Annotated in this window: 25 protein-coding genes; 16 read left to right on the plus strand and 9 right to left on the minus strand. The window is 41.8% G+C overall.

Annotated features, from left to right (window positions below):
* Nucleotides 1-148 precede the first annotated feature (148 nt).
* The 9 genes from I6N95_RS19315 to I6N95_RS19355 all read left to right on the plus strand — a co-directional run bounded on the left by I6N95_RS19315 (nt 149) and on the right by I6N95_RS19355 (nt 6,211).
* Nucleotides 149-466, plus strand: coding sequence for a PadR family transcriptional regulator (locus I6N95_RS19315; RefSeq protein WP_209530980.1), 318 nt, complete (start codon nt 149-151; stop codon nt 464-466).
* On the plus strand, nt 459-1,034 hold the full coding sequence (locus tag I6N95_RS19320; RefSeq protein ID WP_209530981.1) for a DUF1700 domain-containing protein: 576 nt from the start codon (nt 459-461) through the stop codon (nt 1,032-1,034). The genes I6N95_RS19315 and I6N95_RS19320 overlap by 8 nt, the downstream gene beginning before the upstream one ends.
* A 2-nt stretch (nt 1,035-1,036) precedes the next feature.
* Nucleotides 1,037-1,210: a hypothetical protein gene (locus I6N95_RS19325; RefSeq protein WP_209530982.1), complete on the plus strand. Its 174-nt coding sequence runs from the start codon at nt 1,037-1,039 to the stop codon at nt 1,208-1,210.
* Nucleotides 1,211-1,313: 103 nt separating this feature from the next.
* Nucleotides 1,314-1,892, plus strand: coding sequence for a DUF6320 domain-containing protein (locus tag I6N95_RS19330; protein WP_209530983.1), 579 nt, complete (start codon nt 1,314-1,316; stop codon nt 1,890-1,892).
* A gap of 18 nt (nt 1,893-1,910) precedes the next feature.
* Complete coding sequence (locus I6N95_RS19335; RefSeq protein ID WP_209530984.1) at nt 1,911-3,185, plus strand: phenylacetate--CoA ligase family protein; 1,275 nt, start codon at nt 1,911-1,913, stop codon at nt 3,183-3,185.
* Between the two features lie 14 nt (nt 3,186-3,199).
* Nucleotides 3,200-4,441 carry a condensation domain-containing protein gene (locus tag I6N95_RS19340; protein WP_209530985.1) on the plus strand — a complete coding sequence of 414 codons (1,242 nt, stop codon included), beginning with the start codon at nt 3,200-3,202 and terminating at the stop codon, nt 4,439-4,441.
* Between the two features lie 104 nt (nt 4,442-4,545).
* Entirely contained in the window at nt 4,546-4,758 is a 213-nt protein-coding gene (locus I6N95_RS19345; RefSeq protein ID WP_209530986.1) for a helix-turn-helix transcriptional regulator, read from the plus strand.
* Entirely contained in the window at nt 4,748-5,263 is a 516-nt protein-coding gene (locus tag I6N95_RS19350; protein WP_209530987.1) for a DUF3278 domain-containing protein, read from the plus strand. Before I6N95_RS19345 ends, I6N95_RS19350 begins: the two co-directional genes overlap by 11 nt.
* Nucleotides 5,264-5,272: 9 nt before the next feature.
* Nucleotides 5,273-6,211 carry an alpha/beta fold hydrolase gene (locus I6N95_RS19355; RefSeq protein ID WP_209530988.1) on the plus strand — a complete coding sequence of 313 codons (939 nt, stop codon included), beginning with the start codon at nt 5,273-5,275 and terminating at the stop codon, nt 6,209-6,211.
* Nucleotides 6,212-6,250: 39 nt separating this feature from the next.
* Here the strand turns inward: I6N95_RS19355 and I6N95_RS19360 are convergent, their stop codons facing one another.
* Complete coding sequence (locus tag I6N95_RS19360; protein ID WP_209530989.1) at nt 6,251-7,552, minus strand: NCS2 family permease; 1,302 nt, start codon at nt 7,550-7,552, stop codon at nt 6,251-6,253.
* Between the two features lie 213 nt (nt 7,553-7,765).
* Here I6N95_RS19360 and I6N95_RS19365 point away from each other — a divergent pair, with 213 nt between their 5' ends.
* The 3 genes from I6N95_RS19365 to I6N95_RS19375 all read left to right on the plus strand — a co-directional run bounded on the left by I6N95_RS19365 (nt 7,766) and on the right by I6N95_RS19375 (nt 9,240).
* Nucleotides 7,766-8,194 (plus strand): MerR family transcriptional regulator, encoded by a 429-nt coding sequence (locus I6N95_RS19365; RefSeq protein WP_209530990.1) that lies wholly within the window; start codon nt 7,766-7,768, stop codon nt 8,192-8,194.
* 1 nt (nt 8,195) lies between these two features.
* The gene (locus I6N95_RS19370; protein ID WP_209530991.1) at nt 8,196-8,759 is read left to right on the plus strand and encodes an NAD(P)H-dependent oxidoreductase; all 564 of its coding nucleotides are present in this window, start codon (nt 8,196-8,198) and stop codon (nt 8,757-8,759) included.
* A gap of 73 nt (nt 8,760-8,832) precedes the next feature.
* Nucleotides 8,833-9,240 (plus strand): hypothetical protein, encoded by a 408-nt coding sequence (locus I6N95_RS19375; protein ID WP_209530992.1) that lies wholly within the window; start codon nt 8,833-8,835, stop codon nt 9,238-9,240.
* A 91-nt stretch (nt 9,241-9,331) separates the two neighbouring features.
* Here I6N95_RS19375 and I6N95_RS19380 read toward each other — a convergent pair whose 3' ends face one another.
* The 6 genes from I6N95_RS19380 to I6N95_RS19405 all read right to left on the minus strand — a co-directional run bounded on the left by I6N95_RS19380 (nt 9,332) and on the right by I6N95_RS19405 (nt 14,831).
* Nucleotides 9,332-9,715: a VOC family protein gene (locus tag I6N95_RS19380; RefSeq protein ID WP_209530993.1), complete on the minus strand. Its 384-nt coding sequence runs from the start codon at nt 9,713-9,715 to the stop codon at nt 9,332-9,334.
* 13 nt (nt 9,716-9,728) lie between these two features.
* Nucleotides 9,729-10,337 carry a sugar O-acetyltransferase gene (locus I6N95_RS19385; protein WP_283808999.1) on the minus strand — a complete coding sequence of 203 codons (609 nt, stop codon included), beginning with the start codon at nt 10,335-10,337 and terminating at the stop codon, nt 9,729-9,731.
* A gap of 457 nt (nt 10,338-10,794) precedes the next feature.
* Nucleotides 10,795-12,006: an ABC transporter permease gene (locus I6N95_RS19390; protein WP_209530994.1), complete on the minus strand. Its 1,212-nt coding sequence runs from the start codon at nt 12,004-12,006 to the stop codon at nt 10,795-10,797.
* The gene (locus tag I6N95_RS19395; RefSeq protein WP_209530995.1) at nt 11,999-12,715 is read right to left on the minus strand and encodes an ABC transporter ATP-binding protein; all 717 of its coding nucleotides are present in this window, start codon (nt 12,713-12,715) and stop codon (nt 11,999-12,001) included. Before I6N95_RS19395 ends, I6N95_RS19390 begins: the two co-directional genes overlap by 8 nt.
* 2 nt (nt 12,716-12,717) lie before the next feature.
* Nucleotides 12,718-13,881: an efflux RND transporter periplasmic adaptor subunit gene (locus I6N95_RS19400; RefSeq protein WP_209530996.1), complete on the minus strand. Its 1,164-nt coding sequence runs from the start codon at nt 13,879-13,881 to the stop codon at nt 12,718-12,720.
* An 80-nt stretch (nt 13,882-13,961) separates the two neighbouring features.
* On the minus strand, nt 13,962-14,831 hold the full coding sequence (locus I6N95_RS19405) for a LysR family transcriptional regulator (RefSeq protein WP_209530997.1): 870 nt from the start codon (nt 14,829-14,831) through the stop codon (nt 13,962-13,964).
* A gap of 104 nt (nt 14,832-14,935) precedes the next feature.
* Between I6N95_RS19405 and I6N95_RS19410 the strand changes: the two genes are divergently transcribed.
* Together I6N95_RS19410 and I6N95_RS19415 are read left to right on the plus strand one after the other, a co-directional pair.
* Nucleotides 14,936-15,487 (plus strand): chromate transporter, encoded by a 552-nt coding sequence (locus tag I6N95_RS19410; RefSeq protein WP_209530998.1) that lies wholly within the window; start codon nt 14,936-14,938, stop codon nt 15,485-15,487.
* Entirely contained in the window at nt 15,484-16,011 is a 528-nt protein-coding gene (locus I6N95_RS19415; protein WP_209530999.1) for a chromate transporter, read from the plus strand. Before I6N95_RS19410 ends, I6N95_RS19415 begins: the two co-directional genes overlap by 4 nt.
* Before the next feature lie 31 nt (nt 16,012-16,042).
* Here I6N95_RS19415 and treR read toward each other — a convergent pair whose 3' ends face one another.
* Together treR and treP are read right to left on the minus strand one after the other, a co-directional pair.
* Nucleotides 16,043-16,762 carry a trehalose operon repressor gene (gene treR, locus I6N95_RS19420; RefSeq protein WP_209531000.1) on the minus strand — a complete coding sequence of 240 codons (720 nt, stop codon included), beginning with the start codon at nt 16,760-16,762 and terminating at the stop codon, nt 16,043-16,045.
* Between the two features lie 211 nt (nt 16,763-16,973).
* Nucleotides 16,974-18,938 carry a PTS system trehalose-specific EIIBC component gene (gene treP / locus I6N95_RS19425; protein ID WP_209531001.1) on the minus strand — a complete coding sequence of 655 codons (1,965 nt, stop codon included), beginning with the start codon at nt 18,936-18,938 and terminating at the stop codon, nt 16,974-16,976.
* A 318-nt stretch (nt 18,939-19,256) separates the two neighbouring features.
* Between treP and I6N95_RS19430 the strand changes: the two genes are divergently transcribed.
* Together I6N95_RS19430 and pgmB are read left to right on the plus strand one after the other, a co-directional pair.
* Entirely contained in the window at nt 19,257-21,938 is a 2,682-nt protein-coding gene (locus tag I6N95_RS19430; protein ID WP_209531002.1) for a glycoside hydrolase family 65 protein, read from the plus strand.
* Between the two features lie 12 nt (nt 21,939-21,950).
* Nucleotides 21,951-22,601: a beta-phosphoglucomutase gene (gene pgmB / locus I6N95_RS19435; RefSeq protein WP_209531003.1), complete on the plus strand. Its 651-nt coding sequence runs from the start codon at nt 21,951-21,953 to the stop codon at nt 22,599-22,601.
* Nucleotides 22,602-22,745 lie beyond the last annotated feature (144 nt).

Here is a 22,745-nt window from a genome sequence, read left to right on the forward strand (position 1 = left end):
CAAGTTTGGCCTTTATCTAAGGTTGCCCCTTGCTTAAAGAGTGATAAAACGGCGTCTAGTCCTTAAGGCTGATTTTCGATTTTTTAGCGTAAGCCCGTTGACACGTAATACTATGCACTGTATAGTATTACGTGTCAGGAGGTTTAAAATGAATATTCAACTGAAGCGAGGGTTATTAGAGTTTTGTGTCTTAGCTGTCTTAAAAAAAGGTGAGTCCTATGGCTATCAAATTGTGAAAGACGTGAGTCAAGTGATTGAAATGTCAGAATCAACCCTTTACCCAATTTTGAAACGGCTAGAAGGGGGAAATTATGTTGGGTCTCATTCGGTGGCATACAATGGCCGCTTAAGAAAATATTATCAAATCACCCCAGCTGGCGAAGCTTATATGGATGATTTCTTAAAGGACTGGAATCAGGTGATGGATGTGTATCATTTTATTAAAGGAGCTGTGGAAAATGAATAAAGCAACGTTTATCAGTCGTTTGGATAATAAATTAAAATTGATGGGTGTCACAGATGTTGAAACCTATCTGATGTATTACGATGAAATGATTGAAGATTATCAAGAGGACGGTCACTCAGAAACAGAGGCGGTGAGCTTAGTTGGTTCAATCGAAAGTATTGCGCAAACAATTTTAGCGGAAGGCGAAGATGACTTCGTGGCATTGCCAACGACTGGCAATAAATCCTTAAATTACCTCTTGTTAGTACTCGGAGCCCCACTTTGGGGAGTTATTTTGCTGACGGTTATCTTGTTTGTCTTTTCAGCTTATCTTTTAATGTGGTGCTTACCAATAGTGGTTGGCTCTTTTAGTTTTGCTGGTTTGGCAATTGGTGTGGTAAGTTTTATCGGTGCCCCATTTAACAGTGACTTGTTTTATATTGTGGCCCAAGTCGGTGTTGGGTTAGTATTTTTAGGGCTAGGTTTATTGTTACTTGTCCTGACAATTTCAATCGCCAGTCGGGTGACAACCTTAACTCGCGGATTTACTCATAAATTAATTAATCTATTTAAAGAGAAAGTGGTGTAAGGATGAAAGAACAAGAGTTAAAAAAAGTGATTATTAGAGGCAGTTTAGGCTTAATTTTAGTTGGCTCAGTTGTGGCGGTTATTGGCTTTAGCTTATCTGGGTTTAATTTTGATAAATTTCGTTCCGATGATAAAAAATGGCATCAAGTGATCACTGTGCCTAGAAATTTTAAGTAGGCTCATGGGTGTTTGTGAATACTGCCGAGTAAAGGTGAAAACCAGTCAAGGGAGATGCCCCTTATGCCATGAGACTCTGTTCTTAACTGGAGCGTCTTCCCCTATGTATCCCTTGCCCCAGCCGATAAAAAAGACGCGGCATTACTGGCAGCAAGCGTTAAACCTCAGTCAGTGGCTAATCGTCGGAAGTAGTCTGTGGTTAAACATGCTGACATGGCAGATTCATGCTTTCTGGTGGTCGGCCATTGTCTTTTCAGGTTGCCTTTATTTAAAGAAAGTCATTGAAGTGATCTTTTTGCATGGGACGTATCGCCATGTGGGACAAACACTTTGGAAAAATTTTATTTTTCTAAGTGTTTTTATTTTAAGCCTTGACTACTTTTTAGGCTATCAAGGTTGGACTTTAAATTACTTATTGCCAATCATCAGTGTCAGCACTGTCTTGATTTTGGTCTTGTGGTCGCTGATTAAGGGCACGGTTTTCCGTCAAGAGTTTGGTTATCTTTTGTGTTTAATCACGGCTAATTTAAGTTTGTTGTGGTTATTTATTGCCGGGAAGCTGACTATTTTTTGGCCAAGTGGTTTAAGCATTTTAACGGCCGCCTTGATTTTACTTGTCTTAGTGTTATTTACTGGGACTAAATTAAAAAGTGAGGTAGCTCGCAGATTTCATTATAAATAAAGAAAAAGAGGACTAAACATGAGTTGGAATAAGATCGAAACAGCTGGTCAAAGCCGGCGTGATCAACTAAAATTAGCACGCTTAGTGGCCATGATTCAACGGGTATCTGAGCTACCGGTCTATGCTGAAAAGTTGCAAGGCCTTAAGGCGCAAGAGATCCATTCTTTAAAAGATCTTGCCAAATTGCCTTTTACCACAAAAGAAGAGTTACGGCAACACTATCCTCACGGCTTGTTCGCAGTATCCCCAAAAGAAGTGGTACGATTTCACGCCTCTTCAGGAACCACCGGCAAACCAACGATTGTCGGTTATACGAAGCAAGATTTAGCGCTCTGGGGAGAAGTCGTGGCCCGCAGTTTAACCGCAAGTGGGGCAGATGAGTCTGATTGTTTCCATATCTCATATGGCTTTGGCCTCTTTACTGGCGGAGTGGGTTTACAGCTAGGAGCTGAAACGATTGGCGCAACCACCGTGCCAATTTCTGTCGGCAATACCCCACGTCAATTGACGATCCTCAAGGATTTGCAGGCTAGCGTCTTATGTTGTACTCCCTCCTATGGCTTATACTTAGCCGAAGCTATGAATGAGATGGGGATGACCTTCAAAGACTTAAATTTGAAACGGGGCATTTTTGGCGCAGAGCCATGGTCGGCGGCGATTGCCCAACGATTGGAGCAACAGCTAGGCATTGAGGCCTTTGATATTTACGGTTTGTCGGAAATCATCGGCCCTGGTGTGGCTTTCGGTTGTCAAGGTGATAAAGAGTGGTTACATCTCAATGAAGATCATTTTATTCCCGAAGTCATCGACCCATTAACAGGCGAGGTCTTAGAAGAAGGGGCTGAAGGGGAGTTAGTTTTGACTTGTGTCACCAAAGAAGCCTTGCCAATGATTCGCTATCGGACAGGCGATATCACAACATTGTCTCAGGGGACGTGTACCTGTGGCCGAACGTTAGTAAGAATGCAAAAGCCTCGGGGACGGACAGACGATATGTTGATTATTCGCGGTGTCAATGTTTTCCCCAGTCAAATTGAAGAAGTCTTACTGCGTTCTCAAAAAGTCTTGCCTTATTACGAATTACACTTAAGTCGTCAAGGATTTTTTGATGTCTTAGAAGCTTTCGTCGAGCAAGGAGACAATCAATCGATCGAAGAAGCCCAACAATTAGAAAAAAGCTTAAGACGCCAATTGAAAAGCCAATTAGGCATTGAGGTTGGGGTGCAATTGGTTTGGCCAAAAAGCTTGCCACGAACAGAAGGCAAAGCCAGTCGTCTCGTGGACAAACGCTAGGAGGCGAAAGCAACATGTGGCTTAAGTTAGATAATGCGGGAAAATTATTTCCTGCCGTCTCTAGTCAACAAAATACTTCGGTCTTTCGAATTGCGGCCTTGTTAAGGCAAAAGGTTGATCCTCTTGTCTTGCAAGCCACCCTCAGTCGCGTAATTCAGCGTTTTCCAATGTTTCAATTGCGCTTGCGCAAGGGTCTCTTTTGGCGGTATTTTGAACCGATTAGCGAGCCGCTGCTGATCGAAGAAGAAAAAGCCACGCCGTGTAGCAAGTTGAGTCAACAACCTCACGGCTATTTAATGCGTGTGACGTATTATCAAAAGCGCATTGCCTTGGAAATGCACCACAGTTTAACCGATGGTTTAGGGGCAATGGAATTCTTTAAAAGCTTGTTGTACTATTATTTAGTTGCTCAAGGTCATTCGCTACCCTTTCGAGGTGAGGTTAAAGGGCTGGAGGAGGCTGCCAGTGGGGAAGAAAGCCAAGATAGTTACCATCACTATCGCAGCAATCATCCAGCCAAAGATGTCAAAGCCGAAAAGGCCTATCATCTCAAAGGCACCCCTTATCAGTTTGCGGAAACCAGTGTCTATCACGGTGTACTGAAAGTCGATCAACTTAGGCAGATTGCCAAGAATCATCAGGTATCGCTGACGACGTATTTGTTGGCTGTTTTAATCTACAGTCTTTATCACAGTGGTCAGTCTGGAAAGAAACCGATTGTCATGGCAGTGCCGGTTAATTTAAGAACGGCATTTCCCTCGCAAACCTTGCGCAATTTTTTTACGGTGATCAATGTCAGCCTGTTGGTCACGTCAGAAATGCCTTTAGCTGAGATTATCCGAGAAGTTCAACGACAATTAAAGGAACAGCTTAAGGGCTGCCAGTTGCAGCAGTTGATTGATGGCAATACTCAATTGGAAACTCGTTGGTGGTCACGATTCACGCCCTTGTGGTTGAAAGATCGGGTGATTAAACTAGGGTTTGATCATTTAGGCGAAAACCGTAAGACCATGACTTTGTCCAATTTGGGGAAGATTGAACTCCCAAGTGAGATGGCGAGCCATATTGAACAATTTGAAGTGTTGCCTTACCCAACCGTCAAAAGCCCACTTAATTGTGGCATTATTAGCTTTGGCAATCAACTGACGGTCAGTTTTATTAAGAGCATCGAGGAAGATGAGGTGATTCGCTATTTCTATCGTTACTTATCGCAAATTATTGGCTTAGAAGTTGTGATTTATGGCAATGAGCGCTAGTCCTTGAGACCGATTTTTAGGAAGAAGTGTCATATATAGTTGACATTTCTTTTTTTTTGACTCTATAATGTCGTATATACATGACATATCACGAAAGGAAAACTATGAATAGGGTAAGAGAGCATCGAAAAGCGTTAAAATTGTCGCAACTAGAGTTGGCGAGGCAAGTGGAAGTAGCGCGCCAAACGATTAATTTAATTGAAAATGATAAGTACAACCCATCGTTGGATTTATGTATTAAATTAGCGCTCGCGCTAAAAACAGACTTAAACACCTTGTTTTGGGAAGGAATCAGGAGGACTGACAATGAAAAGTAAAAAAGAACGTCTGTTTAGTTTCTTAGTAGGCGTCGATTCTAAGCGCGATGAGTATGAATTGAATGAGATTCACCAAGTCTTTAGTTGGACGGGCATGGGGCTTTTATTTGCCAATAATTTGTTGATGGCGATTGTCTTAGTGATTGACCAGATGAATGAGACAATTTCTGTTGCCGGTATTGGGTTAGTCATTATCAACATGTTGTCGTCAGTCTATTTGGTCATTAAGCTCTATGGCAAAGGGTTAAATACGACGGAATTTGAAGAGCTGGCGGAATTAAAGCGGTATAAAAGAAACGCGCTGTGGTATTCGCTGAGCCAAGGAGCAGTCATCGGTGTCTTTCTTTATTTGTTAACGGGCGTGATTCTTCCGTTAATTTTAGGTGAACGGGTGGTACTAAATGGCGGGGACTTCATCAAATCTCTTGTCGTTTGCACCTTTGGGATTGGGTTGATTTTTTATCTATTTATTCACTTTAGAGTAAAAAAATACACAGAAAAGTAGGCAGTTAACATGAAAAAATTTGGCAAAGTGTTGTTGATTATACTGGGGAGTTTGGTGACGTTAATCGTTTTATGCTTTGGCAGTGTCTATGTCGTTAATCGCGTTAGCGCAGGGCGTGAAAGTAAAAGGATTGAAGCTTATGGTCAACGTGTTGACGTGGATAATAAGAAAATGACTGTTCAGATCACAGGGGATGGGGCGGAAACGGTGGTCTTATTGCCAGGATTTTTAACAGGCTCACCGGTCATTGATTTCACTCAGTTGACGGCGGAACTTGCCAAAACATATAAGGTAGTAGTGGTCGAGCCATTTGGATATGGGTTAAGTGATGACACGGCAAAGGAACGAACCATGGAAAACATCAGCAAGGAAATTCATCAAGGGTTAGCCGATTTGAAGATTGAGCGCTACACGTTGATGGGGCATTCAATTTCTGGTATCTATAGCTTAGACTATATTAACCGTTACCCCGATGAAGTGACGGCTTTTGTCGGAATCGACAGCAGTGTTCCTGACCAACCTGGTGGCGAAGATAATCAAGGGGAGAGTTTACGTTTGCTGAATCAATCAGGAATCTATCGCTTATTGACCAAAATCAGCCCTGAGGTCCTCACTTATCCGAATGTCAGTCAGGAGCTAAAAGAGCAGTTTCGAATGATTTCGTTGAAAAATTTAGGGAGTCAGAGCAATGTCAGTGAGTCGAAACAGATGAAAGCTAATTTTGAAACAGCGAAGAAGCTAAGTTATCCTAAAACACTGCCTGTTTTATTTTTATTGGCCAGTGCCAGTGAAGCCGACACAGCAGGCTGGCTAAGCCTTCATGAGGAGATGCTGAAGGGCTTGGCGAAAGGGCAGTTAGAAATTCTGGAAGGGGAGCATTATTTGCATCATACGAAGTCAGCAGAAATCGCGGCGCTGTATCAAGGCTTTATGGCAGCTAAGAATTAAAAAAACAGGACCTCCCTTAGAAAAGGAAGTCCTGTTTTTTTAGTGTCCCCCCAGTAAGAAGAGCTGAATAAAGAATAAAACGGCAAATAGATAAATCAGGGGATGAACATCTTTAGATTGTTTTGTGATGAATTTAGTAATCGGGTAAGTCATAAAGCCAAGAGCTAAACCAGTGGCAATGCTACTGGTTAATGGCATGGCGATGATGACCAAAAAGGCTGGGAATGCTTCCGAAAAATCGTCCCAATTAATATTGGCGGCTTCGCCAATCATCATGCTTCCGACGATGATTAAAGCAGGTGATGTAATAGCCGGAACGCTTGAGAGGACACTGACAACCGGATAAAAGAAACTGGACAAGAAAAACAGAAAAGCCACAACCAGGGCGGTTAAGCCTGTTCGGCCACCAACCGCAACCCCTGTACCGGATTCAATATAAGCAGTTGTCGGGCTGGTTCCAAAAATTGAGCCGACGGTCGTTCCTAAAGCATCAGCGAAAAGAGCTTGTTTCGCTCTAGGTAAATTGCCGTCTTTCATCAAACCAGCCCGTTTAGCAACACCAATCATCGTGCCTGTCGTATCGAAAATCGTGATCAATAAGAAGGATAAGACCGCGCCGTACAAGCTGTGATCAACGATGTCTTTAAAAGGTTTAAGTGGATTGGTGATCATCAACTGATTGCCTAATTTTGGCAGGCTGACAAAGCCGTCAAAGGTAATTTGGCCAGTGGCAAAGGCGACAAGCGCGATGATGACCATGCTAACAAAAATCGCTCCTGGGACATTTAGTAATAGTAAGACCACCGTTAACATTAAACCAAAGAGGGTTAATAAAACACCTGGACTATGCAAGTCTCCCAGCTTAACTAAGTTAACTGGGTCGGCGACGATGACACTGGATAAGCGTAATCCAACAAAAGCGATAAACAAGCCTATACCAGCGGAAATTGCCGATTTAAGTGATTCAGGAATGGATAAAATCAACTTTTCACGGAAACTCGTCAAAGAGAGTAAGAGAAAAATCACCCCGGCAATAAAGACAGATGAAAAAGCTGTTTTGTAGTCAACACCGCTGGCAACCACTGAGACAAAATAAGCATTTAAGCCTAGTCCTGGTGCGATGGCGATGGGGTAATTGGCCACAAGCCCCATCCAGCCAGAGGCGATAACAGCTGAAATAATCGTCGCCATAAAGACTTGATTAGCCGGAATGCCTGCGGCTGTCAAAATAGCTGGGTTAACGATGATGATGTAAGACATGGTTAAGAAGGTCGTAAAGCCGGCGGCAATTTCGGTCTTAACAGTGGTTCCTTGCTCGGTAAGTTTAAAAAAACGATTCATAGAATACTCCTTTTCCAAAATATGATGGCATAAACAAAAATGATACCTCTGATATCCTAACAAATAATCGAGCCATAAGCAATTAAAAACCAAGAAGAGGTGTTCTCTTAACGCGTAATTTTGGTAAATTTATTAGGTGTGCTTGCCGACGGTGATCTTTTTCTTGACCTTGCACCCTAGTTTAATGTTAAGGTGAAAGGGTGAGGTGAAAACATGTATTCCATTAAAGAGTTTGCGAAAGAATTAAAAGTCAAAGTGTCAACCATTCGTTATTATGAACGTGTTCGTTTAATAGTCCCTAAGCGTAGTGACAATGGGTATCGATTATATGGAGATGACGAGTTAAAACGGACTCGCTATATCCTAGTGATGAAGTATGCCGCTTTTTCAATTGATGAGATTAAGCAGATGCTAAGCATGATGGTCCTTCCAACCACTCCTGATTGCGAATTTAAATCGGAGCAACTGTTAGTGACAAAGGAGCGAGAATTAACCCAGAAAATTGCCCGCTATCAGGAGGTGTTGGCTTTATTGAAAGAGGTGAAACCTTTGGCGATCGACAGTCACTATGAAGAAGTGGAACCAGAAATAACAGCTAGGATTGATACTATTTATCAGAAAATCAATGAGGAGGCAGATTAATATGAAAACGACGATTGTTTATGCCCATCCGTGGTCAGGCAGTTTTAATCAAGGAATATTGGATCAACTGAGAAAGCAGTACCCAAGGGCTCAGGTGATCGACTTATACAAGGACCAGTTTGATCCAGTTATGAGAGCTGAGGACTTGGCTTTATTTTCGCAGGGGGGAAGTATTGACCCCTTAGTGGCGGACTATCAGCAAGTCTTAAAGACAACTGAGCGCTTGTTTGTTGTTTTCCCGATTTGGTGGTATGGGATGCCAGCCATTTTGAAAGGTTTTTTTGATAAGGTCATGTTAAAGGGGTTTGCTTATAGTGAAGGAAGAGCTGGTGTCTTAGTGGGCGGATTAAGCCAGATTAAAGAAACTTATGTTGTGACCACATCTCAATCGCCTACTTGGTACCTGCGCTTTTGGGGTGGTAACCCTATTGGTAGAACCTTGATTAGACGAGTGTTTAAGGACATTGGTTTAAAAAAAGTCAAATGGCTTAATGAAGGGGCGATTACAACTAGTTCACGAGGGAAGAAAGTGGCGTTTTTAGGGAGAATCGCTAATCTTAAATAAAAAGTTAATAAGCGGATAACTGTCTATTAAGAAGAATACCTCTTGTGTTAAGATAAGTTCAGGAGGTGACTGTATGAAAAAAACGATAATTAAGTGGGGCGTTTTAAGTGGCATTATTTTGTTGTTACTTGGGAATTACGGGCGAAATGTGTGGATGACTAAGAAACTCCAAGACATATGGTGTCACCGTGCAGTGGAAGTTAATGGTAGGCAGTTAATTCCTTTGAGTATGATCGAGCGAGAGGTTGAACTAACAGCTCAAGGTGATTATTTACTCGATCAGCAAAAGGCGTATGACTATAAATTTCATCAACGTTTCGGGAAGTTATTTATCCAACTGTACCATAAGGAACAGTTGGATGGACCTGTTAGTGAGGAATATTTGGTTAGGAAACAAGGTGATACGTATACATTCACTAATAATGAGTCGCATTTTGCTGGTGTCTCAGTTGCTACTGGTTATCAACTGTCGCCTAAGTAGAGGTGTTAGCTTGGTGACGTCTGTCTTTCCTAAAATAGTTGTGAAAAAACCAGTGGCTAGGACGATTGTCCCAATCACTGGTTTTTTTGACTTAAATGGTGATTTCAATTTGGTTATTTTCAGGGTCTAAAACACAGCTTTCATAATACCCGTCACCTGTTGTTCGTGGACCGCTAATGATCTCGAAACCATCTGTCATGAGTTGGTGGGTTAGTTGATCAACGGCTTCTTTACTGCCTGTTGAAAAAGCTAAGTGAGTTAAACCAGTCCGATATAGATCTTTGTCCATTTCAACTTTATCAGGACGAGTCATTAATTCTAAGCGACTGTCGCCTTTAAAACTTAAAAAATATGTTTCCAAGCCGGTTTTAGGATTGTGGTATTTTTGATTAGGGATTGCTGCAAAATAAGTGACGTAAAATTCTTTCATTTCTTCCAAATCATTAACGTAGATGGCACTGTGCTCTAATTTCATGGTGTTCCTCCTTTTAATAATCCGTTACATCAAATTTAAAATCGCGGTAATAAAACTCTCGATCGGCTTCCGTTACGGTGTGAATGACCTTACAGGGGTTGCCTACAGCAACTGAGTTGGCAGGAATATCTTTAGTTACCACGCTACCAGAACCAATCACCACATTATCACCAATGGTCACCCCAGGATTGACTACGGTGCTGCCCCCGAGCCAGACGCTGTCGCCAATCGTAATGGGGATCCCGTATTCGTAGCCAGAGGTTCGTGATGTCGGATGAAGCGGGTGGCCAGCTGTATAGAGCGAAACATTCGGTCCGAACATCACATTCTCGCCAATGGTAATTTTACCGACATCCAACATAACGCAATTAAAGTTGGCATAAAAGTTGTTGCCAACCTCAATATTGCTGCCATAGTCACAACGAAAGGGTGGTTCAATCATTAAGTCTTCACCTGTTTTGCCGATAATTTGTTTAAGTAAGTTCGTCATTTCTTGGCGATCGCCTGGGGGGAAGACATTGTATTGATGGGTTAGTTTCCGTAAGGCCAGTCGTTCGTCACTTAAGCCATCTAGCCAAGATTTATACGGTAAGCCGGCTAACATTCGTTCTTTTTGATTCAAGATAAATCCTCCAATAGTTAAAGTCGTTTCATGGCTATTGTACCACGGAGAACTAAGAAGTGAACTGGACTATCTTAATGGACTTTACTGGAGTATCTTGTAAGAAAATCTTCCAGTAAATGATAGGAATTTTTTAAGATATTTTCATAAATTTGTGAAAATCAGTGGATTATGTTATAGTTAAGGAGTATTAAAAATAGGTATAAGTATTTACGCAATTGATTTTTAGGAAATTTATTCACACTGGCGCAATTTAAGGATTGCAAGGATTTAATAGTTGGTAGGGATTAAGTCGTTTAAATGAGAAACAATATCGCAGTAACAAACAAATAGTTTTATCGGAACAAAAACCTTATAAATATTTATTTTTAGTTAGAGAGCCGCTCATTAAATTGAGCGGCTTTCGTCCATTTTAGCGCCAAAAATCCCCACTAATCAGCTTAGCAGGGGATTTTTTTTATTGATAAATGGCTTTTATCGGGTCCATTCGAGCCGCGTTGAAGGCGGGAATAACACCGAAGACCAAACCGATTGCGATCGAGACACCAGCTGAAATCAAGGTCATCTTCAAACTGAGGATGGCTTCGATCCCTGCGACCATCGAGACTAGCTGGGCGATGCCCCAACCGAGTAAAATGCCCAGAATGCCACCAAGAAGGGTAATAAAAGCGGCCTCTAATAGAAACTGGATCATGATGTTCAGTGGTTTGGCACCGATTGCTCGGCGTATGCCAATTTCCCGTTTTCGCTCAGAGACGGAGACATACATGATATTCATCACGCCGATTCCGCCAACTAACAGGGAAATGGCGGTAATAAATACCAGGCCAATGATGACTTGTTGAATCATGTCTTCAATTTGTTTGCGAATCGATTCGCTTGTCCGATCTTCTTGAAAAGAGCCGTCTAGCTCAGGGTGATACTCAATTAAACGTTGATTGGCGTCGGCAATAATCGCATTCCGATCAGCTTCAGCCTCGATTTTTAACTTAATCGCGTTAATCGGTTTGCTTTTGGCTAGCTGATTATAGGCTTTTTTAGGAATGACATTGTAGAAAACCGAATTATCGTTAATCATTTCATCATCGCCAATTTCTTTTTTGACGCCAATCACCAAGAATTTTTCACCGTCCACGTCAATGGCGTGGCCTAAAATATCCTTGGGTTTGGTCATACCAAGAGCGTATTTCAAAGTATCATAGGTTAAGATAATTGTGTTCCGATTCATGTCATCTTCTAGAAAATCCCGGCCATATGCGACGGTATTTTCGCCGTTATTTGCCATGACTTCACCGCCGCTTTCAGTATCGAAATAAGATAAATCAGCAGAAATAGTTTCAATTGAACCAAATCCATAACCGTAGTCGGCGAAAATAGCCTCAATTCCCTTAAGTTCTCGCAATCGTTTTAGATCATCACGGCTAAAGGCAAAGGTGTCGTATGGATTGCTGATTTCTTCACTTTCCACATTATTTTTGTAAATCAGGCGAATCACATTGGAGTTGGTTGAATCCAACATCTGCAAACTGCTGCGTTTCATGCCCTCACCAATAGCCGATACGGTTACCACGGCAGCGATCCCAATGATAATTCCCACCATCGTCAGAAACACTCGAAGTTTATGGGCTCGTAAGCTGAGTAAGGTACTAAGTAAAAGGTTTTTAAGCATGTTTGTAGGCCTCCTCATCTAAGAATAGCCCATCTTTCATATAAATTACCCGTGAGGCATATTTGGTCATATCATTGTCATGGGTAACCATCACAATCGTTTTTCCTTCTTTATTAAGCCCTGTTAAGATCGCCATAATATCGGCACTTGTTTCACTATCTAAAGCGCCAGTCGGTTCATCAGCCATGATTAAAAGTGGTTCGTTAACCAAGGCTCTAGCGATGGCGACCCGCTGTTGTTGTCCACCGGAAAGTTCAGTAGTTTTTGACTTCTCTTTCGTATCTAAGCCGACCATGTCCAAATATTTTTTGGCAACGTCTTGCCGTTCTCGGTCTTTGCGTTTGCCTTCGTAGACCATTGGCAATTCCACGTTTTGACGCACATTTAGCGATTGGATTAAAAAGAATTGTTGAAAGATAAACCCAAGGTATTTGTTCCGTAAATCAGATTTTTGGTTTTCTGTTAATTTTGAAACGTCTTGTTCATCAAATAAATACTCGCCGTCGGAGATCGTATCAAGGAAGCCGAAGATATTCATCAGAGTGGTTTTACCGCTTCCTGATTTCCCCATAATCATTAAAAATTCTCCTCGTTCAATGGTCAAATCCAAATTCTTTAAGACATGCAGCTGATTTTTGCCCACGGGATAATACTTGTTGATGTTTTTCATGACGATTAAGGGAGAGTTCTTTTCATTAGCTTGATTCATCATTATTCCATCCCTTCAGCTGGTTGTTCAGCACCTTCTTCAGCCTGTAACACATCTCCATCTTTTAGTTTTTGACTTGATTTGACGATGATTCGATCCATGGCTTCAAGGCCGCTTGAGACTTCAACTTCATCGCCAGTGGCTTCTTTTGGTGTGACGACAGTGATGTTTTTCTTTAAGACCGTTCCAAAATCATCCACTAAGACATAAGCCTGTTCTTTATCATATTGAACCGCCTCTTTTGGAATCATCATTTTTTTATTATCTAGGTTGATCGCCGCTTGGACGTGAAAGCCATTTTTAATCCCTTCCGTTGTCTCCAAGGAGAGTTTGACCGTATAGTTGCTTAAGCTACTCCCACCATTGCCGCCGCCTTCAGAAGAAACAGCGTTAGGCACTTCTGAAATATAGGTGATTTTTCCATTGATATTCTTTTTATTGGAAATGGTTTGAACATCTGCTTGTTGATCTACTTTGATTTTTTCAACGTCTTTTTCATTGACGGTTCCAACCACGTAAAAATCTTCAGAGGTTAAATTCATGATGGCACTGTCGCGATTTTTATCTTGGGGAATGGAAACTTTCCCTTTAAAAGGCGCGGTTACTTTGTTTACCTGTCGTTCCAAGACGTCATTTAACTGTTGTTGCATTTGAGCGAGACGAACATCAAAGCCATTAATGTCGTATTTTAAGGCGATGCTTTCGCGGTTGGCGGCAGTGTCACCACCGATTGCTTCCCCGTCTTCACCTGTTTTGCCAGCACTATCTTTTAATTGTTGCAGCTCCAATTCCATTTGACGAGCGGCTTTGTAGCGATCCGCTTGGGTGTTTTGAATATTTCCTTCGATATCGGCAATTTCCTTATCGCTATTGGGATCGATGTATTGATAAAGTAAGGCCCCTTCTTCAACTAAGGCACCGTTCTCAACTTGCAAATCGCCTAATTTTCCTAAGGAAGTGTCTTTGACGAACTCTTGGGAACGAACGGGTGTGACGGAGCCGTTAATAAAAACTTGCTCCGCCCCTTCTAAATTAAAATACTCAATGTCTGGTTCAGCAGTGGCTTGTTGAGGGTCGTTTCCTTTTGGTCTCAACAACATAAACCCGCCGATTAATAAGACAGCTGCTCCAGCAACACCAACTATGACTTTTGTTCTCTTTTTCACTTGTTTTCCTCTTTTCCATCTCTTTGTCTACACATTTAATTATATGGTCTAGGGGAGGTGAAGAAAACAGGACTTAAGTCCTATTTTCGTAAATTTAAGACAATCTTCAGAAAGTCTTGAAGAGCAGGATTAGCGGCTTTTTCTTGATAAAGCAGGAGGTGATTGTGACTTTTTAAGTGAAGTTCTTTAACGTCGATGATTTTTAGGGTCTGTTGAGCTAGCTGGGAGGCCACCATTGAAGCCGGTAAAATCGTTAATCCTAAGTTAGCTTGAACACAATTGATCAGGACTTGAGAATTAACGCTAACTAATCGAGGTCGTGCTTTTAAGTTTTGCGAGATCAGCTTGGCGTCAAATAAGTCTCTTAATGAACTGCCTTTTTCTCTTAAAAAGAGTGGTTCGGCGATTAACTCCCTTAAAGTTAAGTGGTTTTTAGGGTAATCACTACTGGCGATTATGTCAAGCTCATAAGTCGAAAAGGGAATCGCTAGAAATTGGGGATGATTGATACTGCCTTCCATTAAGGCCACATCAATCTCATTTCGTTTTAGTTTTCGTTCGATTTGATCCACATTGTCAACGGTCACTTGGAGTGTGATAGTGGGATGATGTTTGTTCATTTGGACAAGTATCTCAGGTAAAACATCGGTTCCTAAGGTGATACTTGAACCGAGACGCAATTGTCTTGGTCGATCAGGATTGGTCATTAGCGTAAGTGTTTCTGCGTGTAAATTAACCAGTTCTTGGGCTTTTGGCAGAAAACGCTGGCCATCTTGATTTAAAAACAGTCGATTAGCTAAACGATCAAATAATTTGGTTTGTAAGGTGTCTTCCAAGTCTGCCAAGGCTTTTGAGACGGCTGGCTGGGTCAAATAAAGTGTTGCAGCGGCTTTGGTAACACTGCCAGTCTGGCAAATTGCGATAAAGATTTCTAATTGGCGTTTATTCATGTTGGCCTCTCCATATCTTTTTAGTTATGTCGATTATAACATAATGCTATTATGCTTATGTTGAGGACTATGAGATACTTTTAGGAGTGAGAGGGGGGAAGCAGATGAGACGTAGTCAAAAAAATTGGCGGTTGTTTAAAGTGTTTTTTACGGCAGGCGTCTTTACTTTTTCTGGTGGCATGGCCATGTTGCCCGTTATCCGCAAAGAATTAGTGGAGGACCAGTCATTGATCAGTGAATTTGATTTATTGGAATATTCGACCATTTCCCAAGGGTTACCAGGGGTGATTGCCTTGAGTACTGCTTGCTTCGTTGGAAAAAAAATCAATGGCTGGCAAGGTGTTTGGTGGGCAGGGCTAGCTGTGATCTTACCGGCTTATAGTTTGATGACAATCGCCACGATTTTTTATCAGTTTATCCCCAAGGAAGGGGCTTTTTTGTTGGCCTTTCAAGGCATTCGGGGGACGGCTTGTGTGTTCGTTTTTGATGCCGGTTGGTCCTTGGTGAAACATAATCTGGTAAGTGAGTTAAGGAGGTTAACAGCGTTAGGGAGTTTAATTGCCACGGGGTTGTTCGGTGTTAATCCAGTGCTGATTATCGTTGGATTGTTAGTGATTGGCTGGTTCCTTAAAGGAAAAGAGGTGCGACTTAAATGAGTTTATTTTGGATCTTTTTAAAGATCGGCTTTTTAGGATTCGGTGGTGGTTATGGGATGTTGTCATTAATCTTGGAAGAGAGTATCCGCTTAGGTCTGACGGTCAGTCAATTTGCAGATTTAAATGCCTTAGACATGCTTATTCCGGGGCCAATTGCCATTAATTCGGCTACCTATATCGGTTGGATAAAAGGAGGAATCTTGGGCTCATTGGTGACCACCTTAGCGGTCTCCCTACCTTCTTTCGTTTTTGTTGGGCTTTTTTCTCGTTTTGAACGTTTCTTTACTGACAATTTATTTTTGAGTAATAGTTTAGTGCTGATTAAGGCGGCGGCTGTTGGCTTAATTATTGCCGTGGCGTTGACTTTGGGGAAAAGTTCACTGTGGGGAGCGGGGACATTCTCTTGGTTAAGCTTAGGGGTGATCATCGGGAGTTGTTTTGGCTATTACAAATTAAAATTAAACCCGATTGTCTTGACCTTAGTGGCGGGCATCGTCGGATATCTGAGTTATTTTATACCATAAGCAAAGCCGTTGACAGTTGCCAACGGCTTTGCTAATTTATTTTTCGTCTGCGGGCAAAGTCAACAAATTTGAATTTATCTAAACGGTGGCGTGATTCAGTGACTTCAAAGGCCCGCGTGTCTTCTAAAGAGACCAAACTGCGAACCACAATCACGTGGGTATCCTCAGGATTTAAATCCATGTATTGTTGATCTTCAGCTGTGATTTCTTCGGCGGTAATTTCTTTTTGAGCATAGCCAATCGTCAACCCTAAGTCATTTTCAAAATAATCGTAGATTGAGATAGCCGCTCGATCAGCAGGTAACTCCGGGATGATCTCCATTAGCAAGTAGTCTTTATCCAAAATAACAATCTCACCGTCAATTCGTCGTTGACGCAGCAATCGCCAAATCGGCTCTCCTTGTTTCCAGTTAGTTAACTGGGCTAAGTGGGGCGTGACAAGGTCTTTTTCCAGCTCTGCTACAATCGTTTCACTGGCAATTCGTTGAGAATCTTGGAGTTCTTTATAGCTAGTTAAACCGGAAATAGGAAAGTCAAATCGTTCAAAATTTAAGACGATCGAGCCTTTTCCTTGTTGTTTTTGAATGTAGCCGGAGTTGATTAGCAGTCCAAGTGCTTTGCGAATTGTTTCTCGTGAGACACCATAAATTTCCATTAATTGCTTTTCACTAGGTAACATCGCACCCGAAGGGTAGTACTTATTAATGATTTTTTCTTCTAAGTCTAAAAAGATATCGTGAAATTTGTTCATTTAAAACCCTCCTTAAATGGGTCGGTAATCAAAAAATAAAATTGAAGGATAGGAGTGGACCTTGATGGTCGAGGCCCTTACCATTCATCATCATATCACAATTTAACCCAGTTACCAAGCCCCTTTTCAGCACAATTAATGATTGGTAGCTTCATTTAGTTTGAACAAAAAGCCAAGAAGTTAATCTTGACTTTTTGTTGGTTTTTACGAATTAGTCAGTCCCACCGATCAAGTCATTTTTGCTGACAGGTCCAGTTTTGGTTAAATTGAAAGAATGATCATCCAGATTAGTTAAGACAACGATTATATCAGTGCCTTTTCCTAAAGCAGTGATTTGATCAAGATCCATTGTTGCTAAAGGCGTTCCTGGAGAGACGCTTTGCCCATCGGTTACTAAAATCTCAAAGGGTTCTCCTTTTAGTTCAACTGTATCTAAGCCCATATGGACTAAGACTTCCAAGCCGTTGTCCATCAATAAGCCGATGGCATGCTTGGTTGGGAAAATCGAAGTGACTTTGCCTGAGACTGGCGAAACAATCTCGTTATTTTTAGGACGTAGGGCAAAGCCATCCCCCAACATTTTTTTAGAAAAGACTTGATCGTTGACTTCCGTAATGGCAATTAATTCGCCATCAGCGGGAGCGTATAAATCCAAATCTCCTGTGGTGTTTGAGGCAGTCGGCAGACTTGTTTCAACAGTCGTAGTAGCAAGATTGCTGTCATTAACTCCAGCAAAAGCTAGCTCTTCACCAACACGGTCGATTTTATTTAAGATGTTTTTATTTCTAAAGAAAATAGTTAAGAAGAAAGGCACAACGACGGCGATCAACATAGCGATCGCAAACGAACCGTACCCGATCTTGATGGATAAAATCCCTGGCAAACCGCCAACACCAATACTAGCAGCTCGCACACCCATTAAGGTTGAGAAGAGACCAGCTATACTGGAACCAATCATTCCTGCTACAAAGGGATAGAGGTACTTCAAATTAATTCCGAACATGGCGGGTTCAGTTACCCCTAGATAACACGAGATGGCAGCTGGAATGGAGACTTGTTCTTCTTTTTCGTTGCCACGATGTAAATAGATAATGGCCATGACAGCGGAACCTTGGGCAATGTTTGACAAGGCAATCATCGGCCATAAGTTGGTACTGCCAAAGTCAGCGACTAATTGTAAGTCAATGGCGTTGGTCATATGATGAAGCCCAGTAATGACCAATGGGGCATAGAAGAAACCAAAGGCCGCCGCGAACAACCAGTTAAAGGCGCTGGCTAAGCCGGTATTAACCACGGTTGAGATAAAGCTGCCAATTTTCCAACCGATCGGCCCTAAAACTGTATGAGCCAGTAAAACAGTTGGCACTAAGGCGAAAAGCGGGACAAAAATCATCGAAATAGCTTGTGGTATATGTTTTCGGAAAAATAATTCCAAATAACAGAGTAAGAAACCGGCTAACATTGCTGGAATCACTTGAGCTTGATAGCCAATCATGTTAACTTGAGCGAAGCCAAAATCCCAAAAAGGAATGTCTCCAGCCGCTGTGGTTGCGACTGAATAAGCATTTAATAATTGCGGAGAGACAAGGGTAATCCCTAAAACGATTCCCAAAATTTGTGTCGTGCCCATCTTTTTAGCAATACTCCAAGTAATCCCAACTGGCAAGAATTGGAAGATGGCTTCACCGATCAGCCACAGGAAACTATTTGTCCCGGCCCAAAATTGTGAGACTTGGACAATGGTCTGGCCATCTAAGAAGCCAAACTCAATGCCTTCTAAAATATTCCGGAATCCGAGTATTAACCCACCGACGACCAATGCAGGAATTAGTGGCGAGAAAATTTCAGCGAAAACGCCGATAATTCGTTGCAAGGTGGTTTGATTTTGCTTGGCGTTTTGCTTAGCGGCCTCTTTGGAGACTCCTTCAACTCCTGAGACTTTGACAAACTCATTGTAAAAAGTTTGAACATCGTTGCCGATAATCACCTGAAACTGCCCGGCTTGAGTAAACATTCCTTTAACCACGGGAATATCTTCAATTGCCTGTTCATCTGCTTTTGCGGGATCGTTTAACACGAACCTCATGCGCGTCGCACAATGTGAGACTGCGGCAATATTTTCTTTGCCACCAATGTCTTTTAATAGTTGTGCGGCATCATTTTTGTAATCTGCCATCATACATCCTCCTTTAAGACTCTCATTACTTCAACAACAAACAACAATCATGTATAGACAAGTTCTTGTATATACATGATAACCTGTTTTGAGAAATCATGCAAGCGTTTTATATAAAATAACTTTTTTTTCATTTTTCCTGAGAAATCTCTTCTTATTTAAGCATCTTTTTTATTGTTTAAATGTTTGGCTGAGAACTAAGGAAGAAACTGGCAAAACGAATTTTTATGTTTGCAAATTAGTCATTAGTTGTTTATACTGAATTTAAACAAACATGTATATACAAGATTCTTTATTATAACCAAAAGGAGAACTGAGATGAATTATATTGCTATCAAATTGCAAGCTAGCCAAGTTCAGTTAGTTTCAAAAACGGGATTGCCAATCGCGAAAGCTGAATGGGCCGTTTCATTAGATAATTGGCATGAAAAGGTGCTTAGTTTAGCAGAAAAAATTAACACGTTTGATTGGGAGTTTATGGGGATAGCGATTGATTTGTCGAAAGAAGACCTGACAGATTTAGATAAATCAGCGATGCAAACCCTTAGTGAAAGTGTGAATTGCCCGCTTGTTTTAGCGGCCGACTTAGCCTCTGTGGCCAATGTTGAGGCATATTTTAAACAGGTGGCAGCAGAACAGACTTGGACCTTGGATTATTATGGGTATACGCCTGGAAAAAGTGAGTATTCTGTGGAGTCTTTGCTGACGACTGGTAATGGATTTATCGGTTTACGAGGGACGCTACCTGAAATGGAAATATCCGAAGCCCACTATCCTGCCACTTATTTGGCCGGCTTATACAATGGGGCACCTTCAGTAATTGAAGGGCGAACAGTGATTAACGAAGATTTTGTTAACAGTCCCAATTTACAGTATTTATCGCTAAAAATTGAAAATCAACCCGTTTTAGAAATTAATGAACAGAGTCTTACCTCTTTACATCGACACCTTGATTTGAGAACAGGGGTGTTTACCGCAGAAGCTCTAGTTAATAGCCAAGGCTACCAGCTTAAAATTATCACTAGACGGGTGGTCAACATGGCGGCTAAAGATCATTACAGTCTTAGCTATGAAGTAACGCCTATGAATTTTAGCGGGAAAATAAAGTTAATTGCTAAAAGTGATGCGTCGGTCATTAATTTTAATACTGAACGCTATCGCAGCTTAACGAGTGAGCATTTAGATATCACTCATTTAAGTGCTGAGGGGGCTACAACGACCGTGGCCGTTTCGACAAAACAGTCTAAAATACAAGTGATACAACACTCTGAATTGTCTGGGGAACTTCTGGAACACGAGGTTGTGAATGAAATAAGTGAGACAGAGATTGTGCAAACAATCGCTGTCGAGGCGAAAGAGGGGGAGTCTTATGGCATTGAAAAAAGTGTGACTGTTGCTTATTTCTTCCCCGAAGAAGCGTCTGCCTCGGCTGATTACCTAGTTTCACCGACACCAGCCAAAACCTTTGAGACGAATCGTCTTGAAAGTTATCAGGCGTGGCTAGGTTTATGGGAAAAGGCGGATATCAGTGTAACTGGTGATCTGATGTCGCAAAAATTGCTTCGTTTACATACCTACCATCTTTTAGTATCAGGTTCTCCAATTGCTAATCAGGCTTTAGATGTCTCGATCACTGCCCGCGGCTTACACGGGGAGGCTTATCGTGGGCATATTTTCTGGGATGAAATCTTCATCTTACCTTTTTATCAATTACATTTTCCAGAGATGGCGAAGCAACTGTTGATGTACCGTTATCATCGTTTAGGCGCAGCAAAGGAAAATGCCAAAGAGGCCGGTTACTCTGGTGCGATGTACCCTTGGCAGTCCGGGTTGGATGGAACTGAACAAACCCAGGAAGTCCATTTGAATCCATTAAGTGGTGAATGGGGGGAAGATTATAGTCGCTTGCAGCGCCACGTTTCTTTAGCGATTGCCTACAATGTCTGGAATTACTGGCACAATACGGGAGACCGTCAGTTTATCAGTCAGTACGGCACCGAAATGCTATTGGAAATTGCCGAGTTTTGGCGCAGTAAAGCCCTTTGGAATGAGAAATTAAATCGCTATTCCATTCCTAACGTGATGGGACCTGATGAATTTCATGAAGCATACCCAAATAGTCAAGAAGGTGGGGTAACAGATAACGCCTATACGAACATGATGGTGGTTTGGTTGTTCGAAGAAATTGCCACTTTGCTGACGGAATTGACAACAGCTGAATTAGGCGAGCTACAAATTAAGACGGGGATAACGGCAGAGAAACTAGCCGAAATGCAGGCCATTCGTCAACAGCTTAACTTAGAAATTAACGATGAGGGAATTATTGCTCAATACGCTGGCTATTTTGAATTAAAAGAAGTGGACTGGGAGTATTACCGAGAAAAATTTGGCAATATTTATCGGATGGACCGGATCTTAAAAGCAGACGGCAAGTCTGCTGATGATTATCAGGTAGCGAAACAGGCTGATACCTTGATGACGTTTTACAATTTAGCAAAAGCGAAAGTAGACGATATCCTGACTGATTTGAATTACCATTTACCTGCGGATTATTTGGAAAAAAATCTGGATTATTATTTACAACGAACTTCTCACGGCTCGACGTTATCGCGGATTGTTCATGCCCAGCTAGCCGAAATGGTCGGCAAACGTGAGTTATCTTGGCAGTTATATCAAGAAGCCTTGCGATCGGATTATCAGGACATTCAGGGGGGAACTACTGCTGAAGGTATTCACACCGGCGTGATGGCAGCAACCTTAATGGTGACGTTACAAACATATGGCGGCGTTGATAGTCGTGGCGAATTGTTGAGTTTTGCTCCGGATTTGCCGAATACCTGGCAAGCCTTGCGTTTTTGCTTGACACGGTTTGGGGTGATGTATCAGGTCCGTTTAACTACGGCTACAATTGAAGTCATAGCAAATGAAGATACTTCAATTTTAATCGGGCAGACCCTCTATGATTTGACAAAAAATCAACCACTTAAGGTTAGCTATTAGGAGAGAACTAAGATGAAAAAAGGGTTTATTTTTGATTTAGATGGCGTGATTACTGATACGGCCAAATATCATTACTTAGCGTGGAAAGAACTGGCAAGGGAGCTAGGGATAGAGATTGATGAAGCCTTTAATGAGAGCTTAAAAGGGATCGATCGCTTGTCATCTTTGGAGCGGATTTTGCGTTTTGGTGGCCAAGAGCTGGCGTATACTGAGATGGAAAAAGCAGCCTTGGCAGCGAAAAAAAATGCTCAGTACGTTGAATTACTAACAGATTTATCTCCAGCTGATTTATTGCCAGGGATTGCTGACTTTCTGGCAGAAGCCAAAAAGCAACAGGTTCCTTGTGCAATTGCATCGGCTTCAAAAAATGCCCCGATGATCTTAGAGAAGTTGGGCGTTGCCGCTAATTTTAAGGCAATCGTCGATCCTGCAACATTAAAAAAGGGCAAACCCGATCCTGAGATTTTCTTAAAAGCCGCGGAAGCAATTGGGCTAGCGCCTGCTGAAGCCGTTGGTTTTGAGGATGCACAAGCAGGCGTTGAGGCGCTTAATGCGGCGGGCATCATGTCAGTGGGGATTGTCAGGGATGGTAATTTGACGGCGACAACCTTAAATGTGACTGATTTGCGGGAAATATCGGTGACAGAGTTGCTTGCTTATTAAATAAAAGTTGTATGAGGGGCTCTAACAGGGAGCATTTCATACAGCTTTTTTTTGCTTAAAGGAGCAGCGCCTATAAGGGCTAACTATCAGTGATAAGTTTTTTTGATTGTAAGCGGATGCTAATGTGATAAGATAGAATAAATT

The sequence above is a fragment of the Vagococcus allomyrinae genome, from assembly GCF_017829975.1.
Lineage (GTDB): Bacteria > Bacillota > Bacilli > Lactobacillales > Vagococcaceae > Vagococcus_D > Vagococcus_D allomyrinae.

Bases quoted from the DNA above. Each gene is read 5' to 3' on its own strand.
- I6N95_RS19315 (WP_209530980.1), top strand. From the start codon at position 149: ATGAATATTCAACTGAAGCGAGGGTTATTAGAGTTTTGTGTCTTAGCT.
- I6N95_RS19320 (WP_209530981.1), top strand. From the start codon at position 459: ATGAATAAAGCAACGTTTATCAGTCGTTTGGATAATAAATTAAAATTG.
- I6N95_RS19325 (WP_209530982.1), top strand. From the start codon at position 1,037: ATGAAAGAACAAGAGTTAAAAAAAGTGATTATTAGAGGCAGTTTAGGC.
- I6N95_RS19330 (WP_209530983.1), top strand. From the start codon at position 1,314: ATGTATCCCTTGCCCCAGCCGATAAAAAAGACGCGGCATTACTGGCAG.
- I6N95_RS19335 (WP_209530984.1), top strand. From the start codon at position 1,911: ATGAGTTGGAATAAGATCGAAACAGCTGGTCAAAGCCGGCGTGATCAA.
- I6N95_RS19340 (WP_209530985.1), top strand. From the start codon at position 3,200: ATGTGGCTTAAGTTAGATAATGCGGGAAAATTATTTCCTGCCGTCTCT.
- I6N95_RS19345 (WP_209530986.1), top strand. From the start codon at position 4,546: ATGAATAGGGTAAGAGAGCATCGAAAAGCGTTAAAATTGTCGCAACTA.
- I6N95_RS19350 (WP_209530987.1), top strand. From the start codon at position 4,748: ATGAAAAGTAAAAAAGAACGTCTGTTTAGTTTCTTAGTAGGCGTCGAT.
- I6N95_RS19355 (WP_209530988.1), top strand. From the start codon at position 5,273: ATGAAAAAATTTGGCAAAGTGTTGTTGATTATACTGGGGAGTTTGGTG.
- I6N95_RS19360 (WP_209530989.1), bottom strand. From the start codon at position 7,552: ATGAATCGTTTTTTTAAACTTACCGAGCAAGGAACCACTGTTAAGACC.
- I6N95_RS19365 (WP_209530990.1), top strand. From the start codon at position 7,766: ATGTATTCCATTAAAGAGTTTGCGAAAGAATTAAAAGTCAAAGTGTCA.
- I6N95_RS19370 (WP_209530991.1), top strand. From the start codon at position 8,196: ATGAAAACGACGATTGTTTATGCCCATCCGTGGTCAGGCAGTTTTAAT.
- I6N95_RS19375 (WP_209530992.1), top strand. From the start codon at position 8,833: ATGAAAAAAACGATAATTAAGTGGGGCGTTTTAAGTGGCATTATTTTG.
- I6N95_RS19380 (WP_209530993.1), bottom strand. From the start codon at position 9,715: ATGAAATTAGAGCACAGTGCCATCTACGTTAATGATTTGGAAGAAATG.
- I6N95_RS19390 (WP_209530994.1), bottom strand. From the start codon at position 12,006: ATGCTTAAAAACCTTTTACTTAGTACCTTACTCAGCTTACGAGCCCAT.
- I6N95_RS19395 (WP_209530995.1), bottom strand. From the start codon at position 12,715: ATGAATCAAGCTAATGAAAAGAACTCTCCCTTAATCGTCATGAAAAAC.
- I6N95_RS19405 (WP_209530997.1), bottom strand. From the start codon at position 14,831: ATGAATAAACGCCAATTAGAAATCTTTATCGCAATTTGCCAGACTGGC.
- I6N95_RS19410 (WP_209530998.1), top strand. From the start codon at position 14,936: ATGAGACGTAGTCAAAAAAATTGGCGGTTGTTTAAAGTGTTTTTTACG.
- I6N95_RS19415 (WP_209530999.1), top strand. From the start codon at position 15,484: ATGAGTTTATTTTGGATCTTTTTAAAGATCGGCTTTTTAGGATTCGGT.
- treR (WP_209531000.1), bottom strand. From the start codon at position 16,762: ATGAACAAATTTCACGATATCTTTTTAGACTTAGAAGAAAAAATCATT.
- treP (WP_209531001.1), bottom strand. From the start codon at position 18,938: ATGGCAGATTACAAAAATGATGCCGCACAACTATTAAAAGACATTGGT.
- I6N95_RS19430 (WP_209531002.1), top strand. From the start codon at position 19,257: ATGAATTATATTGCTATCAAATTGCAAGCTAGCCAAGTTCAGTTAGTT.
- pgmB (WP_209531003.1), top strand. From the start codon at position 21,951: ATGAAAAAAGGGTTTATTTTTGATTTAGATGGCGTGATTACTGATACG.